Source organism: Bacillus sp. BC05(2025), assembly GCF_056725905.1.
Map to the genome: position 1 here is coordinate 59,714 of NZ_JBWYRA010000013.1, position 17,363 is coordinate 77,076.

General features: G+C 36.2%; 14 protein-coding genes and 1 riboswitch. Of the genes, 5 read left to right on the top strand and 9 right to left on the bottom strand.

Annotation, left to right across the window (positions count from 1 at the left end; translation table 11 throughout):
* Positions 1–113: 113 nt before the first annotated feature.
* On the bottom strand, positions 114–416 hold the full coding sequence (locus tag ACZ76X_RS25990; protein ID WP_479852133.1) for a DUF3910 family protein: 303 nt from the start codon (positions 414–416) through the stop codon (positions 114–116).
* 80 nt (positions 417–496) lie between these two features.
* Entirely contained in the window at positions 497–1,369 is an 873-nt protein-coding gene (locus ACZ76X_RS25995; RefSeq protein WP_479852134.1) for a cell wall-binding protein EntA, read from the bottom strand.
* A 665-nt stretch (positions 1,370–2,034) separates the two neighbouring features.
* On the opposite strand from ACZ76X_RS25995, the gene opuD reads away from it, so the two are divergent.
* Complete coding sequence (gene opuD / locus ACZ76X_RS26000; protein ID WP_479852135.1) at positions 2,035–3,552, top strand: glycine betaine transporter OpuD; 1,518 nt, start codon at positions 2,035–2,037, stop codon at positions 3,550–3,552.
* A gap of 283 nt (positions 3,553–3,835) precedes the next feature.
* On the top strand, positions 3,836–3,970 hold the full coding sequence (locus ACZ76X_RS26005) for a hypothetical protein (protein ID WP_000833067.1): 135 nt from the start codon (positions 3,836–3,838) through the stop codon (positions 3,968–3,970).
* A gap of 153 nt (positions 3,971–4,123) precedes the next feature.
* On the opposite strand, the gene ACZ76X_RS26010 is transcribed toward ACZ76X_RS26005, so the two are convergent.
* The 6 genes from ACZ76X_RS26010 to ACZ76X_RS26035 form a co-directional block, all read right to left on the bottom strand.
* Positions 4,124–5,425, bottom strand: coding sequence for a glycosyltransferase family 2 protein (locus ACZ76X_RS26010; protein WP_098669964.1), 1,302 nt, complete (start codon positions 5,423–5,425; stop codon positions 4,124–4,126).
* Positions 5,422–6,177, bottom strand: a complete 756-nt coding sequence (locus ACZ76X_RS26015) for a GGDEF domain-containing protein (protein WP_479852136.1) — start codon at positions 6,175–6,177, stop codon at positions 5,422–5,424. The genes ACZ76X_RS26010 and ACZ76X_RS26015 overlap by 4 nt, the downstream gene beginning before the upstream one ends.
* Positions 6,178–6,440: 263 nt before the next feature.
* Positions 6,441–7,652 (bottom strand): NupC/NupG family nucleoside CNT transporter, encoded by a 1,212-nt coding sequence (locus ACZ76X_RS26020; protein ID WP_097817021.1) that lies wholly within the window; start codon positions 7,650–7,652, stop codon positions 6,441–6,443.
* 346 nt (positions 7,653–7,998) lie between these two features.
* Complete coding sequence (locus ACZ76X_RS26025; RefSeq protein WP_479852137.1) at positions 7,999–9,741, bottom strand: C40 family peptidase; 1,743 nt, start codon at positions 9,739–9,741, stop codon at positions 7,999–8,001.
* Positions 9,742–9,950: 209 nt separating this feature from the next.
* Complete coding sequence (locus ACZ76X_RS26030) at positions 9,951–10,835, bottom strand: D-amino-acid transaminase (RefSeq protein WP_479852138.1); 885 nt, start codon at positions 10,833–10,835, stop codon at positions 9,951–9,953.
* A 510-nt stretch (positions 10,836–11,345) separates the two neighbouring features.
* Positions 11,346–13,274, bottom strand: coding sequence for an LTA synthase family protein (locus ACZ76X_RS26035; RefSeq protein ID WP_479852139.1), 1,929 nt, complete (start codon positions 13,272–13,274; stop codon positions 11,346–11,348).
* Between the two features lie 545 nt (positions 13,275–13,819).
* Here ACZ76X_RS26035 and ACZ76X_RS26040 point away from each other — a divergent pair.
* On the top strand, positions 13,820–14,185 hold the full coding sequence (locus ACZ76X_RS26040; protein WP_000435504.1) for a YkvA family protein: 366 nt from the start codon (positions 13,820–13,822) through the stop codon (positions 14,183–14,185).
* Between the two features lie 50 nt (positions 14,186–14,235).
* Positions 14,236–14,727 (top strand): metal-binding protein, encoded by a 492-nt coding sequence (locus tag ACZ76X_RS26045; RefSeq protein WP_098669959.1) that lies wholly within the window; start codon positions 14,236–14,238, stop codon positions 14,725–14,727.
* A gap of 91 nt (positions 14,728–14,818) precedes the next feature.
* On the opposite strand, the gene ACZ76X_RS26050 is transcribed toward ACZ76X_RS26045, so the two are convergent.
* Positions 14,819–15,136: a magnetosome magnetite crystal formation protein family gene (locus tag ACZ76X_RS26050; RefSeq protein WP_479852140.1), complete on the bottom strand. Its 318-nt coding sequence runs from the start codon at positions 15,134–15,136 to the stop codon at positions 14,819–14,821.
* 283 nt (positions 15,137–15,419) lie between these two features.
* Here ACZ76X_RS26050 and lldP point away from each other — a divergent pair, with 283 nt between their 5' ends.
* Positions 15,420–17,081 carry an L-lactate permease gene (lldP, locus tag ACZ76X_RS26055; protein ID WP_479852141.1) on the top strand — a complete coding sequence of 554 codons (1,662 nt, stop codon included), beginning with the start codon at positions 15,420–15,422 and terminating at the stop codon, positions 17,079–17,081.
* Between the two features lie 71 nt (positions 17,082–17,152).
* Positions 17,153–17,268: riboswitch (TPP riboswitch) on the top strand.
* The last annotated feature ends 95 nt before the right edge of the window (positions 17,269–17,363 follow it).

Below are 17,363 nucleotides of genomic sequence, written 5' to 3' on the forward strand. Positions count from 1 at the left end.
AATATTGTTGAACAACCTCTTTTTTTGTAGTGTATATCTCGTGTTTAAGAAGGAAAAACAAAAAGGATATCACTTAGCCAAAAAATATGGCGAGGTGATATCCTTTTTTACAATTATAAACGCGTTTCCTTTACTATCGCTTGTACATATGGGTCATGTAATATTTGTTCTATAATAGGTAACATGTTTTGTTCAAATGGAATGTCGATAGGGAATGGCTTTTGTGAGCCTGGTTTGATTCCATATTGGACAAGTTTGTAATGTGTATTTTCTTCAGAACTGAGCACAATTAATTTATATCGATTGTCATCACCAACGAGTGAAAAATCAATGGAAGTAGCGTCATATGTTACTTCATCTTTATATATATATGGTTTTGGTGTACCGATCCAGTCTACTTTTGCTTGTACATTCATGGGCATAGCCTCCTTTATAGCTATTATAAAAAAATAAAAGCCAGCTCTCAACAAAGAGAACTGGCTTTAGCAGTCATTGGTTATTTTAAAATTTTCACTTTAACAGTTTTGCGGCCCCATTTTTGAGCAGCACTATCTGATCCAAGTAGGATGTCGATACGGTTACCTTTAATTGCACCGCCAGTATCTCCAGCGATAGCTTCTCCGTAACCTTCTACCCATACTTTAGATCCTAATGGGATTACTTTCGGGTCAACAGCGATCATTTTCATGTTCGGGTTCGCTGTTAAGTCATGACCCATTGCAGTTAATACACGGCCACCGTATGTGCCACCGTTTTCGCTCGGATGAGCTGTATATGCTGTAGCTACAACTGTTAACTCACGACCACCAGAAGGTGTGCTAGTTTCAGCAGCTTTCACAGCAGGCTTAGCAGCTTGTTTTGCTTGTGCTGCAGGTGCTTTAGCTGGTGCTACAGCTTTAGCAGGAGCAGGTTGTTCTTGTTTCTCGATAACAGGTGCTGTACCTGTTAAGAAAGGAACGTGAACATACGCTGTTTTCCCGTTATATTCGAATTGTAACCACTCATTTTGTACTTGGTTCGTTGTTTCGATCATATCTTCTTTCTTAAGCGTCCCAAGAATTTCTGAGTTTGTGTTCGCTTCAGCACGTACGTTTAATACGTTAGCTGTTACGTAGTAGATGCTTTTTGTGAAATCTGCACTTACGAATGCGTCTTTACCATCTAAAGTGATTTTTGACCATCCGTTCTCTGTATTTTGTACATCTATTTTATTACCGTTTAGTAATTTACCGACAACTTTTGATTCAGTAGTAGGGTTTTCGCGTACATTTAGTACGTCTGTTGTTACAACAGTTTCTGCATTAGCAGATGATGTGAAAATCCCAAGACCAAAAACTGCTGCTGTTGCTATTCCAATTAATTTTTTCATGATAGCCTCCATTGCGTTTGTTTTCGTGTCCTCATTATAGCAACAGATTTTTTCGGATTTGGGGAAAACACACAATTACAAACCATTCGTAATAAGTCGTTAACATCCTGTAATATAACAAAAAATATAGGAAAGCGTTTTTCATTCTATATGATTAGTAGGTTTCTACTTATATTCAAAATATTTAATACAACATATTGTTTTCGACGTAAATAAAAATATTACAGGAGTGTTACATGATGTTTACTAAACGATTACATTCCTTGAGTATTTTACCGTTTTATGGGTAATATAGTTATATAAACATAAACATTTCGTTTGTGAAACTATAAACACGTGCTATATACTAGCAAAAAAACCGCATAATTGTTACAAAAAGAAAGGGTTGCAAGGAAGAAAAATGCCCTTTTTTAAATCTGTAACACATCCTTTTTTGGGAAAACACATTCCCATCCGCATTTTTCTCGCACAATTCGACAGCAGTATTTCGATCTTATAGCTCTTGCAGAGTGAAAAAGGTTATACGGAAGGTAAGGCTGTCCATAAGAATTCTAGTTGGTGAAGGTGAAAGTAAGAAAATCACCGTGAAATTATAGTTTTCTATCCGATTTTACATATCGGAATTTATGTTATTTACAAAAGTGAAACCTACGAAGGGGGATTTGATGAGGAAACTGACAAAAACATTCATCGTTTCATTAACATTATGTATTGCATTTACAATTTGGGGGATTATTCCCGAATCTATTATTGGAAAAGGTAGCTTAGGAAATGTAACAACCGCAATTCAAACTGCATTAGTGAGTAAGTTTGGATGGTTCTATATTATTTCTGTATCTATTATTTTAGGTGTGTCTATCTTTTTAATTGTTTCGAAATACGGTTCTATTCGTTTAGGTAAAGATGATGACGAGCCTGATTATAGTTATATGACATGGTTTGCTATGTTATTTAGTGCTGGTATGGGTATCGGTTTAGTTTTCTGGGGCGTTGCCGAACCATTAAACCATTTATATGCACCTCCGTTTGGAGAAGGGGCAACTGAGGAAAGTGCGCGTCTTGCACTACGCTTTTCATTTTTCCATTGGGGATTACATCCGTGGGGACTATATGCATTTGTAGCGCTTTGTATTGCTTACTTTACATTTAGAAAAGGAAAAGTAAGTACAATTAGTGCGACAGTAGGACCGTTATTTAAAGGCGGAGAACATGGGCGTATCGCTCATTCATTTGATGTGTTAGCTGTTTTTGCGACTGTATTTGGTGTTGCGACATCATTAGGTCTTGGCGCAAAACAAATTGCCGGTGGTGTTAGTTATTTAACATCTATCCCGAATTCATTAACGACTCAGTTAGTTATTATTGCAATCGTAACAGTATTATTTATGTTATCTGCGCAAACAGGTCTTGATAAAGGAATTAAATATTTAAGTAATACGAACATTATTTTTGCATTTGCACTTATGATCATTGTATTATTTGCGGGTCCAACAAACTTTATTATGAATTACTTCACTTCGACAATCGGTTCTTATATTCAGGAATTGCCAAGCATGAGTTTCCGTTTAAGTCCATTAGACGAAGGCGGAAATCAATGGATTCAGTCATGGACAATTTTCTACTGGGCATGGTGGATCGCATGGTCACCATTCGTAGGTACATTTATTGCGCGTGTTTCACGAGGGCGTACCATTCGTGAGTTTGTTATCGGTGTGTTACTCGTACCGACCGTAATTGGTGCACTTTGGTTCTCTGTTTTCGGCGGGACTGGTATTCATATGGAGCTGTTTGGTGATGCTCATATCTTCGATAAAGTGAAAGAGATGGGAACAGAAGTAGGATTATTCGCTATGTTCGATCAGATGGGCAGCTTTGGATCAGCTTTATCGGTATTAGGTATTCTACTTATTGCAACATTCTTCATTACATCAGCAGATTCTGCGACATTTGTTTTAGGAATGTTAACGACACACGGTAGTTTAAATCCACCAAATCGCATTAAAATGATTTGGGGTATCGTTTTAGCTGCGATCGCTTCTACCCTATTATATATTGGAGGATTAGAAGCCTTACAAACGGCAGCTATCATAGCGGCATTCCCATTCGTCTTCGTTATTTTCTTTATGATGGCAGCATTGTTTAAAGAGCTACAAAAAGAAGGGCGTATGAAGCGTCATAAATAATAGAAGGAAAAAGAGCTGATTTTGTATCAGCTCTTTTTTTATATAGAAGGAATTCTAATTGCAAGTCAGGGAAATAAAATACTTTACTATGTGAGTAGTATGCCTTTTATGCGGAGAAAAATCGATACATTTCGACAATGTTCGATATCTTGAGAATTCTATTTGTATTTTTGACAAAAAATTGTCGGAAATGTGTTGTCACTTTTATGTATATGTGCTATATTATTTCCTGTAAGCGATTTCAAATAGTTTTAAAGCGCATTCAAGGGGGACATCTAGAATAATGAAACGTTACGAAAGAAAGTGGAAGCATATTTGTTTGAAACGTGTGGCACATCGTAGTGTCCAAGAAAGCACGGAACCTAAGACTGAAACGCGCAAAGAACAGCAAGAGAAGCAATTGGTTCTACAAAAATAGCAATCACTTTTTCGTATATAAATGAAGGTCGATCGTTCGTTGGGGGATGGACGTGAAATTACTTTCAGCTAAGGGGTATTGTCTGATATATATAATTTATACGGCAATAAATAAGCACAGAGCATACGGCGCTCTGTGCTTATTTTTATTTATTTATTTATCTTTTTTGAATCGAACTGTTTTATCCCAGCCAATGACCTGTTTCTTGCTCTTTGCACGTAAGTATAAAATTAAGCTGCGAATGAATAAGTACGTAAAGAGTTGTGCGTACGTAAAGTACATGATTACACTAATGAAAATATTAGTTGGTGTAAAGGTTCGTTCCACGCTCTGGGCACTAAATAATTGAGAAACATATGTAACATATGCGACATACCACATAAATAGTAGCGGAATGCTATATTGAATTTGGAATATCCCGAGTAATCCAATTACAAACCAAACGTTCGAAATGATTAAGAATAGCCAAAATACAACATACACTAAAACTTGTTGTAAGGAATGGACGAGAAGTTTCCCTTTAAAGAAACTTAATGAAGAAAACATTTTTTCTAAAATGTACAAGTTTCCTTGGAGCCAACGTGTACGCTGCTTAATAAGGATTTTTAAATGTTCAGGTTCTTGTTCCCATGTAATCGATTCCGGCACGATTGGTAAGAGATAGCCCTTTTGTGTAATACGTAATGTTAATTCAGCGTCTTCTGCAATTGCATAAGGATCATAGCCGCCAAGTTCTTCTAATGCAGAGCGACGAAGAAGCATGTTTGTTCCTGTTAGTGAACCTGTTTGGAAGAGTAACCAGCGGCCAGATTGCATAAGGAGCTGGAAGATTTGAAATTCTAATGAAATCATTCGTGTTAGCCAGTTTCTGTTTTCATTTACAGTACGAACGTGACCAACAGCTCCAACGGCATCTTCAGTTGTTTCTGCATGTTCTACAAGCATTCGCAGTGCATGTGGTTCAGGTTGGTTATCTGCATCATACACACAGAAGTATTCACCATCTGAAATACTAAGACCATAGTTTAATACACGTGATTTCCCTTTTGGTTCACCAGGCGGAACACGAATGTGACGAATGTGAGCATAAGCTTTGTCAAAATCGTCACCAATTTCAGGTGTTTCATCTTGAGAGTTATCGTTTAATAAATAAACAGTTAGTTTCCCTGGATATTCAATCTTCGCCATCGCCTCTAAAGTATCTTTAATAACGACCCCTTCATTGTGGGCAGGTATTAAAATGTCGACACTTGGATAATGTTCTAGCGTACGATCTTTTCGTTTACTATTTCGGTGAACTAAACCTGCGAGTGTTAAGAAAGAATAGTAAACGAGTAAGCCAGAGAATAGAAAGGCCGTGAAAATAAGTACATATTTAATCGAAAATGTAATGCTAATCCAAAACACGAGTACACAAAATAAAAGGAATAAAAGAAGTATAACGAGTGTCATCATAATAACGTCTGTCCTTTGTTCCCAATTTGCTCGCGTGAAATTTTTATATCTTGGATTGCTTCAGCAGCAAGCCATTGCTCCATTTTTGGTTTTAGGCGGTTCATTACAATGTCAGCACCGGCTTCATTTGTGTTTTGTAATAGAATAACGAGCGTATTATTATCGTATTTAGCAGCAAGGTCAAAGTCAGCTCTTACCGTTCCAACTAATAATGAAGCTACGCGATCCATAACACTTTCTTTCGTATATTTACTAAAGGAAGTGAAGTCAAAATAAATCATAACGCCTGTTTCATTACGACGATTCATTGCATTGATTAATAATGCTTGTCGTCTTTCGAATTCTTGTCTTGTTAATAATTTCGATTCTCCAATGTATTGTTCTAACGTTCTCACACGTTCGGTTAATTCTTTATTTTCATGAATAACCTTCTTTAATAGGTGAGTGGAGATATATACGATAAAGAAGTTTGCTGCCATTAGGAAGTGAGTAATAATATATTCCCATTGTTCTGATGTGCTCCATAAGTAAAGCCATGCTTGGTAGAATAGGTAGAATACCGAAATAATGGTTCCTAATATGAAGAGAACAAATGCAGTTTTATCAGGCAAAAATAGAAATAGTACATTAACAATTACATATATGATTGTAAAAATGAGAGCATGCTCATATTGCGTTACATGTACGGTTGTAAAATAAAATAAAATTTGTAAAATCCACATAGAGAGGACTTTATAGAAGTTATCTTTCACAAAACTTTCCTCCTTAAAGATAATTCATACAAGGATACTTGTAGTATGCGCAATTATTAAGAAATAGATCGGGTGACTAGCTTCTTTTTGATAGGTAACAACAAGTAGTATCCCTCTTTTGCAAGAAAAAATAAACAGACTTGATAATTATTGTATCATAATGTTTTTATATTTCGACATAAAGTATTTAATATATATTAAAAAAATAAAGAACATAATAAAAAGCCCCCCTCTTTACAAAGAGTAGGGGCTTTGCGTTATTTTTATAGGAACATCATACCTGCAACTGCTGCATTTAAGAAGTTAGCTAATGTACCAGCGATAACTGCTTTAATCCCTAATTGTGCAATTTGTTTACGGCGAGTAGGAGCTAATGTTCCTGTTACACCTAACTGAATTGCGATAGAAGAGAAGTTTGCGAATCCACAGATTGCGAATGTTAAAATTAAGTTTGTTTTTGCAGAGAACTCTGCCATGTGTGGTCCTAAGTTTGCGTATGCAACGAATTCGTTGATTGCAAGTTTTTGACCGATAAAGCTTGCTGCTTGTACAGCTTCACCAGGAGAAACCCCGATTAAGATTGCAAATGGTGATAGTAAGTAACCGAAGATTAAATCAAGGCTAAGTTTAATATGGAACAGAGAGCCAATTAATCCTAATAAACCGTTTAATAAGGCAATTAATGCTATGAAAGCCATTAACATTGCTGCTACGTTAATAACAAGTTGCATACCTTCAGATGCGCCACGTGCTGCTGCGTCAATAACGTTTGCATCTTCACGCTCTGTAGAAAGTTCAACGTTATTATCTACTTGTTCTGTTTCTGGCATAATTAGTTTCGCAATTAATAGACTTGATGGAGCTGCCATAATTGCTGCTGCTAATAAGTGTTCTAACGGAATACCCATTGCTGCATAGCCGACAAGAACGGATCCGGCAACAGCTGTCATACCGCTTACCATAATAGTGAAGAATTCACTATTTGTTAAACGTGCTAAGTAAGGCTTGATTAAGATTGGAGCTTCAGTTTGTCCTAAAAATACAGTCGTTACAGAGTTTAAACTTTCTGCTTTAGAAGTTCCAAGAAGTTTGCTTAATGCGCCACCAACGACACTGACAAATTTCTGCATAATACCGAAATGATATAAGATTGCAACTAATGAACTAATAAATACGATTGGAAGTAGTGCTTGAATGAAGAAAACAAATCCCCAAGGGCCTTTTGCGTTGACTAAATCCCCAGCAACGAATTTAATTCCCTCGTAAGAAAAATTAATTAATCCTTGAACGCCATCTGCAGCGTGTTTTAAACCTGCTTTTCCGGCATCCCAGCGTAATACGATAAATGAAAATGACATTTGTAATGCTAGCGCGATTAAAATTGTGCGCCAATTAATAGCTTTGCGGTTGGAAGATAGTAAGAAAGCAATTGCTAATACTCCAATCACGCCGCCAATTCCCCATAAAAGATTCATGCAGTGTATGCTCCTTCCTCATAGTAAAAAAAGTGTATAAACCAGTTGTCTATACGTTTACGAATATAACATCTTAAGTAACTTATCATAATGGACATCAGAGGTCAAACGTCTAACGAAAAGTTTAAATAAAAAGAAAATTCTTTAAAAAAACACATATAAAATAAATAGACATGAAATAGGTTATGTTTTTTATGTGAAAATATACATTATGATAACGTTATGGATCATTATTGTAGAATATAGTGTATGAAATAGAAAAATAGATACATTATTTTTTTAGGGAAATAGGTTATACACATTAAAAAGAGCCTTCTAGTAATCTAGAAGGCTCTAAAAATATAACTTAAGGTGCTTTTGTGTATCCTAAGAAATGACTCTTCCAATAAGAGTTACTTAATGAAGCGATTGCTACACCTTTATCTCCAGCTTGGATAAATGATCCGCCCCCAAGATAAATACCCATGTGAGAAGGACCCGATTTATAAGTATTTTGGAAATAAATTAAATCACCTGGTTGTGGGCTTGAAGTTTTTGGTAAGCTGCTCCAATATCCTGCAACACTTTGACGACTAATGTTATGACCAAATTTCTTAAATACGTGATAGATGTAACCACTGCAGTCAACGCCAGTAGCAGAAGTACCGCCCCAAACGTATGGTACGCCTTGCATTGATTTTGCATATGCAAGTATAGAAGAACTGTCACCGCTATTATTGCCCGTATTATTGTTGTTATTATTTTGATTGTTATTTTGGTTGTTGTTAGGCTTATTATCTACTGCGCCACCAACTGGTGTTTTAGACAGGTAACGTGTTCCGATATAACCAGTTTGACCGTTGTAGTTAATTTTACTCCATCCAGAGTTTTCAGAGATTACTTGAACCTTCTGTCCTTGTGGAAGTGCGCCTATGATTCTATAATTTGTACCTTCGCCGCTACGTACGTTTAATGCAGAAGCATTAATGTAGTAGTCACCAATTGCACCTTGATTAGGTTGTTCAGGTTGTTTTGGTTGCTCAGGAGTAGTAGTGCCACCTTTAACGAATTTCATGAACTCGCTACTAACGTAGCCTGTTTTTCCTTGATAGTTAACTTTAAACCAGCTACCTTCAGATCCAATTACGTTTAATGTCGTACCATTTAATACGCCACCAATTACGCTATGGTAAGTAGCAGGGCCTGTTCGAACGCGTAGAGATGTTGCGTTAACAACGTAAGTACCACCTGTTTGAACAGTTACATTATTATTTTGATTATTATTTTGGTTGTTTCCTTGTGTAACGTTATCGTTAGAACCGCCTTTTGTTACGTAGTCTTTGCTTACGTAAGCGGTTTGTCCTGCATAATTGATTTTGAACCAATCTTGAACTTCGCCAACAACTTGTACGACTTGTCCTTTTGTAACAGAACCTACAGTTGTGTGAGAAGTGCTAGGACCTGTACGAACACGAAGGGAAGATACATTTACTGTATAATTTCCGCTTGCTGGTTTTACAGATTCTTGGTTGTTATTATTCGTATTGTTGTTTGAAGAACCTGCATTAGCAGAAACGCCAGATACAAATTCACCACTTACATAACCTACTTGTCCATTATGGTTGATTTTCACCCAACCGTTTTCTTGGCCAATTACGTTTAATGTTTGTCCTTCATATACACGTCCTGAAACAGAACTAGAAGTGTTAGGAGCTGTACGTACACGTAATACATCAGCAGTAACTTTATTCTTTCCATCTGTTGTACTTACATTAGAATTACTTGCTCCATTTTTTGATATAAATTCGCCATTAACAAAGCCTGTTTTTCCATTAATGTTAATTTTGAACCAACCATTTTCTTCGCCAATCACGTTTAAAGATTGGCCGTTATAAACGCGCGAGATGATGTCGTGAGAAGTACTTGATCCTGCACGAACATGTAATACGTCAGCGTTAACCTTATAAGATGAGCTGTTTGATGCAGAAGATTGGACAGTTGTAGCAGCTTTTTGTGTATTTTGTTCAGGGGCAGCTTGAACACTGTCAAGTGTAGGTGCTGCTCCTCCTGCTACAGACACTGCCGCAAGACCGGCAAGGTATTTTTTCATAATTTGTCGATTCCTTTCTGTCTGTAATGTAGTGAAGAAATATTTACCAACTGTTAAAAATTCTAAAGAGCATGTCGATTACTGTCAAGACTTATGCGGGAATCTGAATATGACAAAAAGATTACAAAAAAAATCAAGGCATAAATCTATACCTTGATTTCCATTTAAATACATATATTGAATGTAGAAAGGATAGAAATGATTCGTGTTTAAGAAGATGACATATTGGATTGTAATAAACTTTGAGAAAAGGATCTTTGTAGCATTTTAGTGATAGGACCAACTTGACCATCTTGGATTGCGGTTCCATCAAGATGAGTCATCGGCAAAATTTCAATTGTCGTTCCTGTAAAAAAGCATTCATCCGCTTGATAAACATCACGAACGCTGAAAAGCTCTTCTTGTACCGGAATGCGAAGGGTTTTCGCTAAAGAAAGGACATATTGACGAATAATGCCATTTAAAATAAGGTGATTAGCTGGATGTGTGTAAAGAGTTCCGTTTTTAATTAGAAAGAAGTTAGAGTGGCTTCCCTCAGTTACAGTACCATTTCGTACGAAAAGAGCCTCTTTACAACCTTTTCGTTCCGCTTTCGTAGCAGCTAATACATTGGGTAATAAATTTAATGATTTAATATCACAGCGTAGCCAGCGCGTATCCGGTTCTGATATAGCACGTACACCATATTCAATCCATAACGCCGGTCTTTCTTTCTTTGTAATGTAGGCGTAGATTGTCGGAGGGACGTCATATGAGAATGTATGGGTACGAGCTTGTACACCACGAGATACTTGTAAATAAATCGTTCCATCTTCGTGGAAATTATTATTTTCGATTAGTTTATAAAGTAGGATAATCAGTTCTGCTTTTGAGAAAGGAAGTGTTAATTCTATTTCTTCCATGGAGCGATATAATCTTGTGATATGCGGATCTAATAAGTGAAAGTTCCCTTTATATAGGCGAATAACCTCGTAGACACCATCTCCAAACTGTAAGCCTCTTTCTTCGAGTTCTATGTACGTTTTTTGTTTTGTTGTATCAATAACTGCATTATTCCAAAGTACAAATCTTTCATATGCCAATTTTCGTCCCATCCTTTCGTAAGTACATAAGTAAAGTGAAACTTTCATTCATTTGGAATAAAAATCACTATAGTAATTTTTATGTGAGTACTTCTTTACATATGACGTATATGTATTTGTAAATGGTAGAGAAGTAGTGGTGGTGTATAGCATTTTGTATATACAAATTCGAAAATAAGAAATAAGAATCCTGCTTTTCAATAAAAAAAAGCAACATTCTTATGGAATGCTGCACAAGGAGGGTAGCTATCTTTCATAGGGACATCGTCTTATTGAATGTTTTGTGTATGGAAACAAAACATGTTGAAAGACAATTATAAGAAAGTAGAAATAAACGATTCACATATTTCTTTAAGGGATCTTATTACAGATGAGAGATAAGAAATATAGAGAACCTCGTTTATATATTTTATTATAGAGATGTTTCGTTAATTCTATGTGAATATTTGGTAAAGGTTATGTAATGTTAAAGTTAATGAATATAAGTAATTGTATGGAGAAATATAAAAAAAGAGGCTGAGATTACTCAGCGCTCTTCTTTTCTTCTTTAATAGCTGTCTTTACTTCACCAGTTTTGGTCTTGTTACTTTCAGAGAAGCGAAGTAAGTCACCTTCAATGATTTTGTCAGACATGTTCAATTCATTTTGGGCACGATCAATGAGTGGTTGAGATTCTTCTTTTGGTAGTTGTACAACTTCACCAGTAGTACGGTCGTAGAATGTACTGTTTGTGTACATGTACTTATCTGTAACGAAGCTACCATCACGAAGAACAACGAATCCTTTATTTTCTGGTGAGAATACATCATGACCAAATTGAATTTGATTCGTAGAATCTACACCAAGTAAGTTTAGAATTGTTGGTTTAATGTCAATTTCACCAGTTGGTTTTGAAATTGTTTTACCTTCTTTTTGACCTGGAACGTGAATAAACATCGGTGTTTTTTGTAAGTTCATATGGTCAAATGCAGTGATTTCTTCTTTTCCTAAGAACTGTGCCATTGCACGGTTATGGTTTTCGGAAATACCATAGTGATCACCGTAGAATACGATAACTGAGTTGTCGTAAATGCCTTCTGCCTTTAGACGCTCAATAAAGTGTTTCATTGCTTCGTCTAAATAGCGAGCAGTTACCATGTAACGGTCAAACACGCCATCACCAGAATTGTATTCATCGATTAATTTCGTGCTGTCATCATAAGTGAATGGGTAATGGTTTGTTAAAGTAAGGAAACGAGTGTAGAATGGTTGCTTCACTTCTTTTAACATATCGATAGATTGATCGAAGTATTCGATATCTTTTAATCCCCAATTTAATTTTGTTTCTGGCGTAATCTTGTAGTCAAGCTCGTTGTAGTAACGGTCGTAACCAAGTGCCGGATACATAATGTTACGGTTCCAGAATGTTGCGTTGTTCGCATGGAATACTGATGTGTAATATCCTTGCTCACGTAAAATTTCTGGAGTTGCTGTATATTCATTATTACCATGTGTGAAGAATACAGCACCACGGTCTAGCGGATACATTGAAGTATCTACTAAGAATTCAGCATCTGATGTTTTTCCTTGCCCAGTTTGATGGAAGAAGTTATCAAAGTAATAACTTTCTTTCGTAAATTGGTTTAAGAATGGTGTAACCTCTTGTCCGTTAACTGTTGCACCAATTAAGAATGTTTGTAATGATTCAAGAGAGACAACAATTACGTTTTTCCCTTTTGCAGTACCAAACATATTTGGATCTGGTTTGCTTTGCGTTGTTTTTACGTAGTTCTCTGTTTCCTGTAACTTACTACCGTCAGCGAAGGCTTTTTGTGAACTTGATTTTGCTTGTAAGCCAAGATCATACACTTGGTGTACATATAAACCTAAGTTTTTAACAAGCATAACGCGGTCGAATGAACGTGTTAATAGTTCAGGACGCTCAGCTTCTGCCAGTCCTAAGTTTGCGAAGAAAATAGCAACTGTTGACACGAAGTATAGGGAACGCATTGGGCGTGCTACACGTTCTGTCGGTGCAAAATTCTTCATCTTCTTCAATAAAATGAAGAATACGATAATATCAGCAAATGCAAGGATAATTTTGTAGTTAAACAATTCTTTCACACTAGAACCTAAACTTCCAAAGTTAGATGTTTGTCCCAGTACTGGTAAAGTAACAAAGTCATTGTAGAATCCGTAGAACATTACGTTACCAACAAGAACGATTGTTAAAACAAAATTAATTCCAAGTGCTATATAGTTACGTTTTTTCCCTTTTGCAAATAATGCAAGACCAACAAGCAGTAATGATGCTGCTAATGGGCTAAGGAATAAAATGAATTCTTGCATGAAAGATTCAAGTTTTAAATCAAAGCTTGTGCGTGTAATAAGGTACGTCTTCAGCCATAAAGCTAAAGCTACGAATACCGTGAAACGCACGTTTTGAAATTGTGATTTCAAGGTTTCTTTCATTCATTTCCACCCTTTCTCTATCAGGCTTGGTCGATTTTGGAGCGAAAAATGCTAAAATAAAAAATACATAGTTTTCTTGGCCATAATTAGAGGTTCTATATTCACCCATATACGACTATAACTATGCATACCCTTTTAGTTTCTTGTGTTACTCATAAGCATAACGTCATTTCTGTATTATACAACAAAATTCATTTCTGAGAAACACTATAACATTTTACATTTTTTGTATGAGATTTGTCACTACCAGAGAAAACTTTAACATTCGTTTATATGTCCGTCAACTAGAAAATATAACAAAGGTAGAGCGGAATGTTAAGTGAAAGTGAAAATTTTCTTGTTGAGAAATAAGAAATGACAATGGGTAAGTGGTTATCTAGAAACCTATTATATGAAGGAAAGTATGTAAAAATTAACGAACACTTGTTCTTTTTTCGTTTGTTTGTTACAATGGAAGTTCATTGATAGATTATGTGTAATTTTGATGAACTTTTACTGATAACATATTGTAGCTTATTTCTTTTAAAAAATAGGGAGGCTTTTATATGGAACAAAAATTTTCAGTTGAAGCGTTTTGGAAAAAAGTGAAACATGTTGCAAAACAAGCAGGGCAATCGGTTATTTATGCAAGTTTATTATTGTTTTACGTTTTGCAGAAACCGGATGTTCCAAAACGAGTGAAAATTATTGTAATTGGAGCACTTGCTTATTTTATTGCGCCGATTGATGCAATTCCAGATTTCGTTGCTGGAATTGGTTATACGGATGATTTAGGGGCGTTAATGGCTGCGCTATTACAAGCGTCGTTATACGTCAATGAAGATGTGAAAGATAAGGCACGAGTGAAGTTGGCAGAATGGTTTGGTTCGGATATAGACACATCCTTTATCGATCAGAAATTAGATCAATAGGTGAGAACTGTCATATGGTGACAGGGCAAACGTAAGCGAGGAAGTGCATTATGCCATCAGGAAGAACGCATACGAAAATAAACTTAATATCCCTTCCGGTTGTTTTGTTTATGCTCTTTTCGTATGGATTAACAAATTTTGATTTTTTATTAACTTTTGCAATTGGTTTTCTAGTAGGTACTACATTTTTAACACCGGATTTAGATACGTATAGTAATGCGTATAATAAATGGGGATTCCTGCGTATATTTTGGTATCCGTATAAGAAGGTCATGCCGCATCGCTCCTTCTTTACGCATACAATTATACTTGGTGATGTAATTCGTATTGCATACATGTTAATTGTGTTTTCTCCGTTTTTATTCCTATTAAATGTAATCGCGTTTGATGGGAATTTAATAGAAATGGCGAAGGAACATGAGGTTGAAATTGTAACGTTCGTAATGGGAATTGTTGTAGCAAGTACGCTTCACATTATAGCGGATAAAGTGAATACGCGCCGCAAAAAAATGATGAGAAAAAAGAAAAAACGCAGAAGATAAAAAAACGTCCCAAAAGATATTTTGGGACGTTTTTTTCTTATTAAAAGGTTGTCGTATTACCGTGCTGTTTTAATCAAACGTTTGTTTAAACTTAAGCTGTCAGTATTTTAATACCTTTTACAATGTTCCAAATGAAGTAGTATAAGCTAATAATACCGCAAATACATAAGACGATCATTGATCCAATGCCAAGTGTTACGTCTGGTTGATTTGATCCGATACCCATAATGCCTAGAATAATAAATCCGATAAATGCCGCGATACTTGGAATAATGTGTGTCCATAGAGCACGTTTTGCATGTGGTTTCGTTTCAGAATCCCCCACGATCCACACAATGATTGGGAATAAGATAGGAGCAAATAATACACTAAAGTATGATAAAGCTGCTAATATTTTGTTTCCGTTCATATATATCACCTCATAAATAATATCCGTTGTTATATCTTTATTATGCAGGAAATGTAGCGAGCTTCCTATCGATGAACATTACAAGAACATGACGTTTTTGTAAGATTCCCATACTAAATAATAAAATTTTCAAAAAAATCTTTTGTAATGGAATTTGTTGTGATAAAATTATTGAAAACGTTTTCTTAAACGTTTTTTATTTTAGACTTAAAGGTATGATGACCTGATAGTCTATTGATGAGATTATTCTATTTAAAAGGGGATTCTTTAGGGGGAGAAAACAATGAACACATGGACACAAGTTTATGATCCGTTCGGAAATATTTGGATTTCGGCAGCGGTCGCACTTATTCCGATTATCTTTTTTTTCTTAGCGTTAGCAGTTTTCCGCATGAAGGGGTATGTGGCAGGTTTTATTACAGTTGTACTTACAATTTTAGTGGCATTATTCGCTTATAAGATGCCGTTCACAATGGCGATGGCAGCGACCGGATATGGTTTTTTATACGGACTATGGCCAATTGCTTGGATTATCATTATGTCGGTATTTTTATATAAAATATCTGTGAAAACAGGTCAATTTGATGTCATTCGTGCATCCGTATTATCCATTACGAATGACCATCGTTTACTTGTTATTTTAATCGGTTTTTCATTCGGAGCATTTTTAGAAGGAGCAGCAGGATTTGGTGCACCAGTAGCGATTACGGCAGCGCTTCTTGCAGGTCTTGGATTAAATCCTTTATATGCAGCGGGTCTTTGCTTAATCGCAAATACGGCACCGGTAGCGTTCGGAGCGATGGGAATTCCGATTACAGTTGCTGGACAAGTAACTGGTATTGATCCACATAAAATTGGACAAATGGCTGGACATCAATTACCGTTCTTATCATTATTTGTTCCGTTCTTCATCGTATTTTTAATGGATGGATTTAAAGGGGTAAGACAAACATGGCCTGCTCTATTTGTAGCGGGTAGTTCATTTGCAATTACGCAGTTCATTACAGCGACATTCTTAGGACCAGAACTTCCGGATATTACGTCAGCACTAGTAAGTTTAGTGAGTTTATCGCTATTCTTAAAAGTTTGGCAGCCGAAAGAAATTTATCAGTCTAAACAAGCAAATAGTGAAGTAGCTGCGACAACGACGGCAACATCTATGCCGAAACTAACAGTAGGAAAAGTTGTAAAAGCATGGTCTCCATTTATTATTTTAACTGTGATGGTAGTCATTTGGAGTCAAAGCTTCTTTAAAGCGTTATTTGCTCCAGGCGGCGCATTGGAAAGCCTCGTGTTTAAGTTTGAAATTCCAGGCTTACACAATTTAGTAATGAAAGCAGAGCCAATTGTAAATAAACCAACGCCTTACGAGGCGATTTTGAAGTTTGATGTACTATCAGCAACAGGAACAGCAATCTTAATTGCTTGTATCATTTCTATCTTTATTTTGAAAATGAGTGCAAAAGATGCAGTAGCGACATTTAAAGAAACGTTAAATGAGCTTAAAATGCCAATTCTATCTATCGGATTCGTATTAGGATTTGCATTTATTGCAAACTATTCTGGTTTATCTTCTACATTAGCGTTAGCGCTTGCAGGAACTGGAGCACTATTCCCGTTCTTCTCACCATTCTTAGGTTGGATTGGGGTATTCTTAACAGGGTCTGATACGTCAGCAAATGCACTGTTCTCGAATTTACAAGCGATTACAGCGCAGCAAGTCGGTGTATCTGAAGTACTTCTTGTTGCAGCAAATACAACGGGCGGTGTAACAGGAAAAATGATTTCTCCGCAATCGATTGCAATTGCTTGTGCAGCAGTTGGACTTGCTGGAAAAGAATCAGATTTATTCCGCTTTACAGTGAAGCATAGTTTATTCTTCGTAATTATTGTTGGTATTATGACGTATGTACAGGCATATTATTTAACGTGGATGATTCCATAAGTAACAAAAGAAATAAACTTTGCATTTTTCAGATTATCGTGTATGATGAGAAAGTATTGAAAATTAAATCAGTGATAAACTAGGGGTGCCTAACGTATGCGTAGGCTGAGAGAGAAGCGCGTGAACTTCTTAACCCTTTGGACCTGATCTGGCTCGTACCAGCGTAGGGAAGTTAACGGCTTTACATAATGATGTCTTTATGAGCCAGGTCCTTATTTTTTTATGGACCTGGCTCTTTTTATTTTGGCATACGCTGGCCATATCTCGTCCTTGTCACGTACA